The following is a 13,683-nucleotide window of genomic DNA, read 5'->3' as shown; positions in this document are numbered from 1 at the left end:
ATACTGCTTTTTTCACGCTTGTTTCTGCAACACTTCTAAGAATTCAGCGCCATATTTCTCAAGCTTGTTCATACCAACACCTTTGATTTCCAAAAATGCCTCTTCGTCTTTTGGCAAGTACTCACACATTTGCCGTAACGTTTCATCAGAGAAAATAATATACGGTGGAACTTTGTGTTTCGATGCAAGCTCCCGACGTACTTCACGCAATTCGCCGAACAAACCTTCATCCACATCAATCGATACTTTCGTAACTTTCCGGGCCGTTTTCCGAGTCACTTTCTCCTTGCCAAGCAGCACATTAACCGCCTCGTTCGTCAGTCTTAGCGATGGGAATTGGCTGTCCGTATACGCTAAATACTTCTCCGCCGCCAAATAATCAATCAGTTGTAGCACATCTTTTTGCGAGCGATCCTTCATCAAACCATGCGTTGATAACTCCTCCAAGCGCCACTGCTGGATTTTCTGATCCTTCGAGCCTGTCAGCACTTTAGCCACCATGACTTTTCCGAACCGTTCTTGCATCCTTTTAATACATGAAAACACTTGCTGCGCCTCAATCGTGATGTCCTGTGCTTCGCGCGTATCGAGACAGTTACCACATCGTCCGCAGTTCTCGCCTTCCTCGCCAAAATACTGCACAATATATTTCTGCAAACAAATCTCCGTATAGCCATAACCCGCCATTTGACGCAGTTTTGCATACTCATTCTGTTTGCGTTCCTCGTCCATTTCCGACTGATCAATCAAAAAATGCTGAATATGCGTGTCTTGTGGGCCAAACAGCAAAATACAATCACTCGCAACGCCGTCACGCCCAGCACGTCCAGCTTCCTGATAATAAGCCTCAACATTTCGCGGCAAATTATAATGAATCACGTACCGCACATTCGATTTGTTGATTCCCATACCAAACGCATTCGTCGCCACCATCACGCGCACATCGTCATACAGAAATTTCTCCTGCCAACCGTTGCGCTCCTTGTCCGACATCCCACCATGATATTTCCCCGTCGGAATGCCCTTCTTCGTCAGCATCTCGTACAGCCGCTCCACCTCTTTACGCGTCGCTGCATACACAATTCCCGACTGTTCACCGTTCGTTTTCACGTAATCGAGCAGATACTTATCACGGTCCTGCCCCTTCACGACCTGAAAAGCCAAGTTTTCCCGTGCAAATCCCGTCTGAACAATGCTATCTGGGCCAATATCCAGCAACTTCATAATATCATCCGAAACCGTTGGCGTCGCCGTCGCGGTCAGCGCAATAATAAGCGGGCGCGGATGAATCCGATCCAACGTATCACACAGCGTCAAATAACTCGGACGAAAATCATGTCCCCAATGCGAAATACAATGCGCCTCATCAATCGCGAAAAGCGCAATATCCGTCGTGTCTATTAACCGTTGAAAGCTCGCCGTCTCCAACCGCTCAGGCGCGATATAAAGCAGTTTTACCGCCCCGTTTTCCGCATCCCACAGCCGATTATCAATCTCATTTCCCGTCAAAGAACTATTCACAAACGTTGCTGGAATCCCCTGCTCATTCAGCGCATCCACCTGATCCTTCATCAATGAAATCAGCGGCGAAACAACAATCGTCAAGCCGTCCAAAACGAGCGCTGGAATCTGGTAACAAAGCGATTTCCCGCCCCCAGTAGGCATTATCGCTAACGTATCCTTACGCGCATAAAGGTTGCGCAATACATCCTCTTGCCCATCGCGAAACGACGAATAACCAAAGCTCTCCTGCAAAACCTGCTGCGATCTACCCCAATATTGTTCTATCATTTTCCACTAGCACCTACCTTTATCTCCCGTGCAAACTTTTCTATCCCTCTAGTATACCGTTTTTCTCCAAACAAAAGAAGGGCTTTTGCGAAATCCATTTTTTCACAGATCTCAAGCCCTTCAAAATTGGTTTTTACCCCTGATTTAGTAACTGATCGCGCGCTTTTTCAAAGCACTCCACGTACTATTAAACGAAGCCTTCGAAATTCGGACGTTCTTTTTCACTGTCCACGGGTCGTTGTAGTAATAATAACTACCATCGTAGCCTGTCAATGTCACCGAATGTACGCTAAAACCATGCATCCGCGTCCACACAACGACAGGTCGTCCCGATTTCAATTTCTTCTCCAAAGTCGCATTCGCAGCACCCGTTAGATTCACCGCTGAACCCGCGTATTTCTTCGTTAATTTCATCAAAGCAGGCGGATAAATCGTGTATCCTGAACGCGTAAACGGATTCCCGACATAGCCTAAATTCGGATTACTCGCGTGTTTTGGCATCTCGCGCGCCAACTTCACCTTGTCCACATTCGCACCCTTATACTTCAGCATCATTGTCACCGCCACAATCTCACAACCCGTCGGCAACTGCGGTCGTTGCGCAATTAGCGGCACATTAAGTAACACCCTCGGAGTCGGTTTTGGTGGTGGCACAGGCTTCACAACCCGCGTCGTCAAATAATTTCCCGACACATATGCTTTCTTTCCTTTAAAAATAATCTGATGCCATTTCCCGGTTTTCGCTAAACTGCTCACTTTTGCACCCTTCGCTAGCCAGCCAACCGCCTTATAATTCGTCCCAGCCCCAGCGCGCACCGTCAAGCTCCCCGTCGTGTAATACGTCGTTGCCGCCGAAACCGCCGACACACTCACAACACTCAACAACACGACCAAAACCATTCCAACAAGCCACTTTCGATAATTCCCCACTTTACAATCCCCCTAATCATTTTCACAAAAAAGACCAACATTCCCCCTGTTAGTCTTTCGTGTTGCGCTAGTTTTATATACCACGACACAGACATCGTAAACAAATAGAAACCCCCCCTAAAATATGCACAAATTCCCAGTTTATAAAAATTTCACATTTTAGACATAATACATTCCTCCCGAGTAGTAAGGTGCACATGTTTCCATCACATAACCAAGTAGAAAAACCTATTTTAGTAAGACCTATCACACAAACGAAGGCTATCATCGTGTTGTTTTTTACAATTAAAATACCTATTTACATAAAGTCTAATGCCCTTGTTTAAACAACCTTTACACCTCTCCCCGTATATGCTAACATTTTACTTTGTAAGTAAATAACAATGAAATTTGTACTAATTTTTTCAAAAATATAATTAGAAAGGTAGGCTATAGCACACAGTTTTATAACCAATTTTCTACATTATTTACCTTCCTAGATTTAAATTAGATTTTTCAAAAAAAGAATTTCCATAAAAGGAGAAGCATAATGAAAAACAAAAGAAAATACCTGATAACCTTGATGTGTCTTGTTTTATTTTTACAGTCATTTAGTTTGGTCGTAACTGCCCAAAATACGGCTTCCACAGATAGTATCAAAACGGCGATTACCGTTCCGTCTGGCTCCATTACTAACCGCGGAGAAATCGCCCTTCAAATTGACCTTTCCGGTAGCGCCGGTTCTCTCACACCAGCGAATGGCGACCTTACCGTGACTATACCAAAGGACATCGTTTATAGCGTCACTGACTTTACATCTAAACTTGATTTACCAGTGCCCTTCAAGTTGAAAAGTGTGACCTCAGACGATACGAATTACAAAATTTTAATTTCTGTTGATACCACCTTGATTGCCTCGAATGAAGCCTTTCATGGTATTTTTCAGATTAAGTTCGGCGCACCAATATTGACAATTGGCGATGCGCATAATGACACCCAGACTTTTTCCGTTGATTATGCAACAAAACACGATGACGTCACTGTTGATGTCACGAAAAAGAACCCGATTATAAAGCCTATTTTTGATAAGTGGTATAAAGGGGATTTTGACGCTAACAATGTTGCGGTTTTAAATACGTCAACTCCTGAGAATAACAAATTCCAGCTTGTCGTAAATTACAAAAAAGTGGCCCTGAATGGTGTTATTATCACTGATACCCTGCCAGTTGGGACTTCTTTAGTAGCAACTAATAAAAATTCGGGTATTTCAGGAAATGGCATAACTGTTGAAAATATCCGTATTTTAAAAGCGAACACATTTGACGAGGAAGGCATTGTTACTAGCTATAAATACGTAACGGCTGACTTCCAAGATAAGATTAGTTACGACACGACGACTCGCACATTTAAAGTGGACTTAGGCGACATGACCACGGACGATACCTACTTTATTGAATACGCTTTAAAAGTAGATGATCCAGACCTTGGTGAGCAAGTAAACACCGCGAACTTTACTGCATCTAACGCAAATGCGATTCAGAAAACTTTGCCGGTTAAGGCTATTCAGCATTTTGGCACGAGCTATGTTCTGAGTAAAAGCGTGGACAAACAAATTCTGAACTACGATGAAAACACACTAACTTACACGCTAAAACTCATGTCTCTAGACGGCGCGAGCATTCCAGCGGGCACTGTCATTACTGATCCGCTAGATTCCAGAATTCATATTACTTCGATACTAGATTATGATACGAGCAAATTCGATATTCAATATGACGCCGATTCGGTGACGATAACAACCCTTGTCGACACGCCGAAAAACGGTAGTAATAGCTGGGCTTTTGAAGCGAATGTCTCTACATTAAAAGTTGGTGACTCCCTTCTAAACTCGGCGTATATGAACGTATCCAATAACACTATTCAATCCAACACGGTAGCGACGAAGAAATACGATGGCCGAATCCAAGTAATGAAAACGGATAACTTTGGTCAACCGGTCGCTGGTGCAGAATATTCCATCACAGATACGAGCGGTGCGGTAGTTTTCCAAGGTAAGACGGATAAAGACGGCATTCTTCTGTCAGCGGCTTTACAAACTGGCACGTATACAATCATGGAGACATCCGCGCCGGTTGGTTACGTACTTGATAGCACACCCCAATCTGTGACAATTACCGATCAAGATACCGACCCGATTCTATTACAAACAAAGAATATTATGAAAACTGGTTCCGTGGAACTGACAAAAGTTGATTCAGCGGACCACGCGGTGACGCTTTCTGGGGCTACTTTTGATTTGCTAGATGAACAAGGTAAGATTTTGAAAACTGGCCTGACTACAGCTGCCAATGGTATTTTGAAGGTTGCGAATTTGAATCCAGGGAAGTATAGCCTTGTGGAGACCGCCGCGCCTTCTGGTTATACGTTGGACAGCACGCCAATCGCGTTTGAAATTCTATTTGGCGACGACCAGACTCCTGTTACGTTAGTTAAAGAAAACACGATGAAAAATGGCGCTGTTGAGCTGACAAAAGTTGATTCGGACGACCATGCAGTGACACTCTCTGGAGCTACCTTTGATTTGCTAGATGCACACAGCACAATTATAAAATCAGGACTTACCACCGATGACAAAGGATTTTTGGAAGTTTCTAATTTGAAGCCTGGAAAATACAGCTTTGTCGAGACTGCCGCACCTTTTGGTTATACTTTGGACAGCACTCCACTCGCATTTGAAATTGCTTTTGGCGATGATCAAACGCCTATTTCTTTAATCAAGGAAAACACGATGAAGAATGGCTCGGTGGAACTGACAAAAGTTGATTCAGCAGACCACGCGATGACGCTTGCTGGGGCTACTTTTGACTTGTTAGATGAGCAAGGCGCTGTTTTACAATCAGGTCTCATAACAGACGAGAATGGATTCTTTAAAGTTTCCAATTTGAAGCCAGGGAAATATAGCTTTATCGAGACTGGAGCACCTACTGGCTACACGTTAGACAGCACTCCACTCGCATTTGAAATTGCTTTTGGCGATGATCAAACGCCTGTTTCTTTAGTTAAAGAAAACACGATGAAAAATGGTTCCGTAGAGCTAACAAAAGTCAGTGCATCTGACCATTCGATTTTGCTAGCAGGCGCTGTTTTTAACTTATTAGACGCGCAAGGTAGCGTTTTACAAGAAGGCCTCACAACGGATGCAAACGGATTTTTTGCAGTGGACGGGTTAAAACCTGGGAAGTATAGCTTCGTCGAGACCGCGGCTCCTGCTGGCTACACAATGGACAGCACGCCGGTCGCTTTTGAAATCCCGTTCGGCGACGATCAGGCTCCGGTGAAAGTCGTGATGGAAAATATGATTACGTTCCAACCAGCACCACCGTCAATGGATGACCCGACACCAGTGATTCCAGATACAGAAAAACCGAACATAGAAACACCAACCACCAAAGATCCAGCCGAAAAAGCACCTGCGCTAGAAGAAACGAGCACACCGACAAACATGATAGAGCCAACAACAACAGGGTCAAAAATACCTAAAACCGGTGACAGCTCAGAGCGCAATTTAATACTAACTGGCTTACTTTTATGCCTTCTTGCTTCCTTACTATTTGTAGAAGCAAGAACGCGGAAAAACTAGCCATACAAAAAAGCGTCCTAGATTTGATGAGATTTACGAGTCTCATCAAGCCTAGGACGCTTTATTTTTATTTTAAGAAATACTATAGTTCGGTGCTTCTTTCGTAATTTGAATATCATGTGGATGCGACTCACGTAAGCCCGCGCCTGTCATCCGAATGAATTGGGACTCTTCGCGTAAGTGACGCAAATCGGCCGAACCACAATAACCCATCCCAGAACGAATCCCGCCAATCAGTTGGAACAGCACGTCCGCAAGAGAGCCCTTGTAAGGCACGCGACCCTCGATACCCTCCGGAACTAACTTCTTCGCATCCGCTTGGAAATAACGATCCTTAGAGCCCTTCTCCATCGCAGCAAGGCTTCCCATACCACGATACGTTTTAAAACGACGACCTTGGAAAATTTCCGTTTCGCCAGGACTTTCGTCGGTTCCAGCAAACATACTACCAATCATAACCGCGTGTCCACCAGACGCAAGAGCCTTCACGATATCGCCAGAATACTTAATTCCACCATCCGCAATAATCGTTTTGCCATACTCACGCGCAACCGTCGCACAATCATAAATCGCCGTAATCTGAGGAACACCAACACCTGCAACCACACGCGTCGTACAAATCGAACCAGGTCCGATACCCACTTTCACGATATCCACCCCAACATCAAAAAGTTCACGCGTTGCCTCAGCCGTAGCCACGTTACCAGCAACAATGTTCACGTCTGGAAACGCCGTACGGATCTCCGCAATTTTATTCAAAACACCTTGCGAGTGACCATGCGCCGTATCAATAATGATAGCATCTGCGCCAGCTTTGACCAGTTTCTCCGCACGGCTCAGCGTATCATGCGTCACGCCAACTGCTGCCGCAACAAGCAAACGACCATGAGAATCCTTCGCCGAATTCGGGAATTCAATCACTTTTTCAATATCTTTAATCGTAATAAGACCTCTCAAAACACCATTATCATCCACGAGTGGAAGTTTCTCAATACGGTGCTTTTGTAGGATGTTTTCAGCTTGCTTTAAGGTCGTGCCCACTGGTGCTGTAACTAGGTTTTCCTTCGTCATCACATCAGAAATCACAATCGAATAGTCTGTAATGAAACGCAAATCGCGGTTGGTCAAAATCCCAACAAGAATGCGATCTTCTTCATTATTAACAATCGGTACACCCGAAATACGATATTTCGCCATCAAATGCTCCGCGTCAAATACTTTATGATCTGGCGTCAAGTAAAATGGGTCAATAATAACACCACTCTCCGAACGTTTCACCTTCTCAATTTCCCCTGCTTGCTCGTCGGCTGTCATGTTCTTATGAATAACCCCGATGCCGCCCTGACGCGCAATCGCAATCGCCATTTTGGCCTCCGTAATCGTATCCATACCCGCACTGAAAACCGGTACATTGAGCTTAAGTGTCGGCGTCATTTCAACTTTCAAATCCACCTCATTCGGCAGCACATCCGATTTCGCCGGTACCAACAATACATCATCAAAAGTAAGACCTTCTTTTGCAAACTTAGTCTCCCACATGGGTCGCAACACTCCTTCAAATTTGGTTGACGTCACCGTTCCAAAATTACAAGCCATTCTATAGTAGAAAAATCGCTCACAATTCTTCTTCGTTTACGCCGATAGATTTTGCTAATTAGATAAATGCTACAAGAAATAGCGTCATATGTCAAGAGGCTTGCAATTATCAGTTTTTTCTGAACTAGTTTGACTTTTAGACCATCAGCTAACTATTTTGATATGAAAGGAGTTACAGCCGTTTTTCACGTTCTTTCAACATAGGTATATAGTCTCTATGTTTCACGTGAAACAATTGCTTTTCTCTTCTGCGCAGCATACGAATAATTTCCACCATATGAAAAAATTTGCCCCTGCTCCAACCAAACCGTCCTATCGAAAATCTGATCCATGAAGAAACGGTCATGCGAAATCGCGATAATCGTCCCTTCAAAATTCCGTAGCGCTTCCTCAAGCACTTCCCGTGACGCGATATCCAAATGGTTCGTTGGCTCATCCAAAAGCAGCGTATTCACCGGCTGATTCATAAACTGCGCCAAACTAAGTCGCATCCGTTCGCCACCACTCAAGTTTGCCACTTTTCGAAACACCATTTCGCCGTAAAATAAGAAAGTCGCTAACATATGTCTCGCGTCCCCCTCAACAACCGCGACCTTATCACGAAAAGCCTCGATGACCGTCTGATTTTCATCCCCAACATCCATGTGCTGCGATAAATAAGCAATATCAACGCTCGACCCCACGTGCACCGTCCCGATATCAGGTTGTACCTCACCAAGAATCAACTTCAAAATAGTCGATTTCCCAGCCCCATTCTCGCCAACAATCGCAATCCGCTCCTTCTGTCTCACATGCCAATCCAAGCTCTCAAACAAAATGCGCGTCCCGAATTCCAAGCCAACCTGATCGAAAATCACCACATCTTCCCCGCTACGTTTTGACTCCTCGAATTCGAGCCGCATATTCTTCTGCTCCAAAGCTGGTTTTTTCAGAACCTCCATCCGATTCAGCGCCTTCTCCATATTTTTTGCTCGGCGGAACAACGCAGCATTCGGCGGATTAGCCTCCATCGCCCACTGCCGTAAGCGCTTGATAGCCTGTTTCATCTTCTTGATTCTCTTCTGTTGATCCTTATAATCCTTGAATTCCTTGAGCAGCCGCTCCTCACGCTCCACTAAATACCCCGAGAAATTCGTGTGATACGTGATCAATTCCTTATTCTCGAGCTCCACAATCTTCTGCACAACCTCATCCAAAAAATACCGATCATGCGAAACAACCAACACCGTTCCACCATACACCCTCAAAAACTGCGTCAACCACTCCACCGCCTTTAAATCCAGATGGTTCGTCGGCTCATCAAGCAATAGCAAATCCGGTTCCTCAAGCAACATCTTGGCAAGCGACACCTTCGTCCGTTCCCCGCCACTCAACTGTTCCCAAGCCTTATCCGCCAAATGTGGAATCCCAAGCCCATGCAAAATTTTATCCATGTCCGTATCCAAATTGTAGCCACCAAGCTCGATAAAGCGTGCCTGCTTTTCGCCATAATTTTGCAGTAACTTCTCGCTCGTATCCTGCATCATTCGACTCTCCATCAGTTTCAATTCTTCGTGTAAAGCCACCACATGCCCAAACGCCGTCCTCAGAAAATCACGCACAACCATTGTTCCCGTCACGCTCGGCATTTGATCCAACAATCCCACCGTCGCGCCCTTCTGAACCGAAACAATTCCTTCATCCGGCATCTCGATTCGCGCGATAATCTTTAGGATCGTACTTTTCCCCTCACCATTTCGACCGATGAGTCCAATTCGTTCCCCCTGCTCCACCTGTAAACTAATCTTTTCTAAAATCAAATCCCCAGTAAAGCGTTTTGTTATATTATTTAAAGCTACTATTGTCATAATTCCTACTCCTCATCCTTGTTCGAGAAGCATTTCATCCTGTGGCTCTAGTTCTTGCAAAGCTGAGCTAGCCATTTCAGCACTTCATTCAGATCCGGCTTTGTTGTGGTTCTTGAAAAGCGTCATTTGCTTTTTTAGAACCTCAATATGCAGTTGCATGTAATGAAACTGCCCTCCCTTAGCTAACTCCGCAAAAACCAAGACCGGGTTTTCACTGCGGCCGCTCCAGTTTTTTTCGGAGCTGAACGAGCCATTTCAGCACTTCATTCAGATCCGGCTTCAATGGCTAGCTCCTCGAAAACTTCTCGCCCTCCGCAAAAACCAACAACGGGTTTTCACTGCGGCCGCTCCAGTTTTTTTCGGAGCTGAACGAGCCATTTCAGCACTTCATTGTTTCACGTGAAACAATCCATATCTAAATGTACAACAAAAAAACTCAAGCAAATCCCTAAGAGCCTGGCACAATGGTCAGATTCAGCGTTCGAAAGGATACATACTCCGTTTCGAATTGGGATTAGCCCTGAGTTTTTCAGTTTAGATCTAGCTTCAATGGCTAACTCCTCGAAATCTTCACATCTTTCGCAAAAACCAAGACCGGGTTTTCACTGCAGATGTTCCAGTTTTTTTCGGAGCTGAACGAGCCATTTTAGCTTTTCAGTTTAGATCTAGCTTCAATGGCTAGCTCCTCGAAATCTTCACATCTTTCGCAAAAACCAAGACCGGGTTTTCACTGCAGATGTTCCAGTTTTTTTCGGAGCTGAACGAGCCATTTTAGCTTTTCAGTTAGGAATCCATGCTTCTCTTATTTTTCCGATATTCAGTTACGCAAATTGGACAGACCTGTGTCCTGTAACTGAAAAGATGGAAAAAATGGCACGGATGATACTGCATAAATTGGCAACTAACTTCAAACGTGCTATCGAGAATTTCATGGATTCCTCACCTCTTTCCGTTTCTAAAATATGCTTTTAGAATACTAGGTTCCGCTTGAATTGTCAAACCTTATTTTTTCTATAGAGAACAGCAACAGATCCTAGGATTGCGAATAAACCAACGAAAACCGGCCATTGACTCGATGACTCATCACCAGTTTCAGGAAGTTGCCCCACTTTTTCTGGGCTCTTCACTGCCGCCGCTTCCACTTTCACATCCTGAACATTGTCCACAGTTGGTGATGTTGGTGTTGGTACTGGCCCCGGTGCATTTTTTGCGTACGTGTAGACTACCTCTTGCGCAATCTCTGAAAATGTACCGCTACTCTCGCCTTTTACCTCTTGCAATGTGTAATCCGGAATATCTTTTTTTGCGAATTCGTAACTGTCACCAAATTTCCCAGTAAGTTGAGCATTCTCAGCAATTTCTTGGCCGTTCGTATCTTGGTAAATCGCCGTGGCAGGCTGAGGTATCGCGTCGATTCTGCTCTCAAGATCCGCCACTGCCTGATTAACCTCTGCCTCAGAATATTCTTTTCCACCGATAAGATTCGTCAGCGCGTCCCTAGCATTCTTTAACGCCACAATATTGTCTGCGCTATTTTCGACGTTATCTAGGATAAAATTAGCTTGGCCGATAGCCGCGTATGCTGCTGAAAGATAAATACGCGTCAGTTTTTTCTCTAAAATAGGGTCGTAACTTGGACTAATCGCCGTTTCAAAATTAGCGCCTAGAATGGCCACGTTCACCTCATAAAGATTGCTCGCCTTATCAATAAGATTTTCAAGCTCAGTGACTTTCGCGCTAGTCAAAGCTTTACTGTACTGAATACGCTTCAAATGATGTTTCGCCAACTCTTTCGCGCTTTCTACAGAATAACCATTGACCTCTAAAATCGCCGTTTTCGTCCACAGTAAATTCGACGGCGTGACACTACTTATATCGGGCTCGTTGTAAGTTTTCCCATCTCGATCGAAGGCATACAAGAACATTCCTGATAAATTATTTTCCCGAACGTGCTTCGCCAACTTATACATGTTCGAATCCTCATATGGAAGCTTCGTATCAAACCAGCGATTCCGGTCCTGCTCCTCTGGGAAAGTGAGGCCAGGCAAGAACTTATCTTTCGCAATGTACGGAGCATAAGCGTTCGACGACATCTCGGTTCTGTCCGTGCCACTGCCGTACTGCTGATAAGCCAACATGTCGAAACTATCACTCACATTCTGAAACGGAGCCATTGTCTCTGCATTGGTATCGTATAAAAAGAGCGTGCCATTATTCGCTTTCGGGCCAATATATTTCGATAATGCTCTGATAACACCATCGGAAATTTTCACATCCGCCGCACTTGGATGCGTTTCCATATCAATGTCCAGCCCATCCAATCCCCACGGCGTCATCAACTCCGCCAGTAGAGCTTTGGCATAATCATCAAATTCTTTCTCAGTCGGAAAATCCCCTGCATGCGGTACTGTCAACAGTTTCGAATAGTCGAAACCACGAATCAGCTTGACCCCACGCGCGTGCAATTCCGGCCCATATTCCGTTTTTAGCTTATCAAAAAACGGTTTTGCGAGCGCCTCCTGACCTGGTGGCACATAACTGAAAACATTGACGATATTAATCCCGTACGGAATATCGCTCATACTAATCCAGTTTTCATCCGGCAAACTAGTATTAACCCCTTTCATCTCAACATCCCGCCAAGCCCGGTAATAAACTAGAAAATTCTTATTAGTGAGCTGCTCCTCGGCCTGCACACTCCTAGATGGCAACGCGAACATCGGAATCAGGCTAACACATAACACAAAAACAAGTGAAACAATCAAGCTCTTCTTACTCATGAAAAAACCCCTTTTCAGTTTTGTCTTCTAATCTCCCCAAGGCACACTAAATAAAACTAAAATTTCAAAAAAGCGCTTACAAAACAATTTTAGCATATATAGAATTGGATTATATAGACAAATTAAAGGTATTAGTGTACAAATCATTGTTTTTACTTATAGACAATATGAAACATGCCCTCCCCAAAACTACTTCCGCACAACAGGTATCCAAATCTCACTTTTATAATCTGGTTTACTTGTATCAGGACTCTCATTCCACAAGATTTCTGGTCCCGGAACAACTTCATAACCCGATGTTGGGAGCCATTCTGAGTAAATCCTTGCCCAAACATCCTGCAATGTTTTAGGAAATTCTCCACACGCAGTAAACACTACCCAAGTTGAAGGTTCCACCACTAAAGTTTCCCATTTTTCCGGAACGGCCATCGTCGTAGCAACCCCAATGTATTGATCTAACTCAGCGCCTTCCTCCCTACCCTCACCAAAGTTCGTTGAAGCGCAAATGATTCCCGATGGCTGAATATTCGATAGTTTCTTCAACGCCACAAAATCTTCTGGTTTTAGGCTTGCCCACATAGAATCCATCTGCGGATTTACGCCCTCATACACTAGTTTAATGCGCTTGCTAATCCCGACAATTTTAAAAGCATCTTTTGTTTCAATCCGATAATCCATTATATTTCCCCCTTGTATCTTCAATTGGAAGGTCATCGGCAGAAAAGTTTTTAAGTGCGTATTCTCTTTTTTAGCCTGCGTAGGAGTGACGTGATGCATCGACTGAAACGCTCGGGTAAAAGCATCAGGCGATTCATAGCCAAAACGCATCGCAATATCGATAATTTTGTCATCACTATCTTTTATCAAAATGGCTGCTACGGCTAACTTTCTTAATCGAATATACTCGCTAAGCGGCATTCCTGCAAGGTATGAAAAGACCCGTCTGAAATGATACTCCGAGCAACACGCGATTTTCGAAAGCTCTTTGTAATCCATTTCGTCCATCAAATGCGCTTCAATATACTGCATAGCTAGATTCATTTGCTTAATTGTATCCACTCCTATGACCTCCTTAAAGCGATTTTATCAAAAATATAACGAGTGCTCCCGTCATTATCGT

7 protein-coding genes are annotated in these 13,683 nt (G+C 44.3%); 1 reads left to right on the top strand and 6 read right to left on the bottom strand.

The features are described 5' to 3' along the window. Positions 1-12: 12 nt before the first annotated feature. Both recQ and HPK16_RS08435 read right to left on the bottom strand, forming a co-directional pair. Positions 13-1,791, bottom strand: a complete 1,779-nt coding sequence (gene recQ, locus HPK16_RS08440) for a DNA helicase RecQ (RefSeq protein WP_181676538.1) — start codon at positions 1,789-1,791, stop codon at positions 13-15. 144 nt (positions 1,792-1,935) lie between these two features. Further along, positions 1,936-2,721, bottom strand: coding sequence for a C39 family peptidase (locus HPK16_RS08435; protein ID WP_425487927.1), 786 nt, complete (start codon positions 2,719-2,721; stop codon positions 1,936-1,938). Between the two features lie 529 nt (positions 2,722-3,250). Between HPK16_RS08435 and HPK16_RS08430 the strand changes: the two genes are divergently transcribed. Further along, the gene (locus tag HPK16_RS08430) at positions 3,251-6,340 is read left to right on the top strand and encodes an MSCRAMM family protein (RefSeq protein WP_181676537.1); all 3,090 of its coding nucleotides are present in this window, start codon (positions 3,251-3,253) and stop codon (positions 6,338-6,340) included. A 72-nt stretch (positions 6,341-6,412) separates the two neighbouring features. Here HPK16_RS08430 and guaB read toward each other — a convergent pair whose 3' ends face one another. The 4 genes from guaB to HPK16_RS08410 form a co-directional block, all read right to left on the bottom strand. After that, positions 6,413-7,879: an IMP dehydrogenase gene (gene guaB / locus HPK16_RS08425; protein WP_181676536.1), complete on the bottom strand. Its 1,467-nt coding sequence runs from the start codon at positions 7,877-7,879 to the stop codon at positions 6,413-6,415. Positions 7,880-8,151: 272 nt separating this feature from the next. Next, a complete protein-coding gene (gene abc-f, locus HPK16_RS08420; protein ID WP_181676535.1) occupies positions 8,152-9,783 on the bottom strand; it encodes a ribosomal protection-like ABC-F family protein in 1,632 nt (543 codons plus the stop codon). Between the two features lie 995 nt (positions 9,784-10,778). After that, positions 10,779-12,563 (bottom strand): EndoS/ChiA family endoglycosidase, encoded by a 1,785-nt coding sequence (locus tag HPK16_RS08415; protein WP_181676534.1) that lies wholly within the window; start codon positions 12,561-12,563, stop codon positions 10,779-10,781. Positions 12,564-12,752: 189 nt separating this feature from the next. Next, positions 12,753-13,622: a GyrI-like domain-containing protein gene (locus tag HPK16_RS08410; protein ID WP_181676533.1), complete on the bottom strand. Its 870-nt coding sequence runs from the start codon at positions 13,620-13,622 to the stop codon at positions 12,753-12,755. Positions 13,623-13,683 lie beyond the last annotated feature (61 nt).

Source organism: Paenilisteria rustica (genome assembly GCF_013820765.1).
In the GTDB taxonomy this organism is placed as follows: Bacteria; Bacillota; Bacilli; order Lactobacillales; family Listeriaceae; genus Listeria_A; species Listeria_A rustica.
This window is presented reverse-complemented; position numbering and strand designations above follow the sequence as displayed.

Coding starts and splice junctions, on each gene's coding strand:
- recQ (WP_181676538.1), bottom strand. CDS start 1,791: ATGATAGAACAATATTGGGGTAGATCGCAGCAGGTTTTGCAGGAGAGC.
- HPK16_RS08430 (WP_181676537.1), top strand. CDS start 3,251: ATGAAAAACAAAAGAAAATACCTGATAACCTTGATGTGTCTTGTTTTA.
- guaB (WP_181676536.1), bottom strand. CDS start 7,879: ATGTGGGAGACTAAGTTTGCAAAAGAAGGTCTTACTTTTGATGATGTA.
- abc-f (WP_181676535.1), bottom strand. CDS start 9,783: ATGACAATAGTAGCTTTAAATAATATAACAAAACGCTTTACTGGGGAT.
- HPK16_RS08415 (WP_181676534.1), bottom strand. CDS start 12,563: ATGAGTAAGAAGAGCTTGATTGTTTCACTTGTTTTTGTGTTATGTGTT.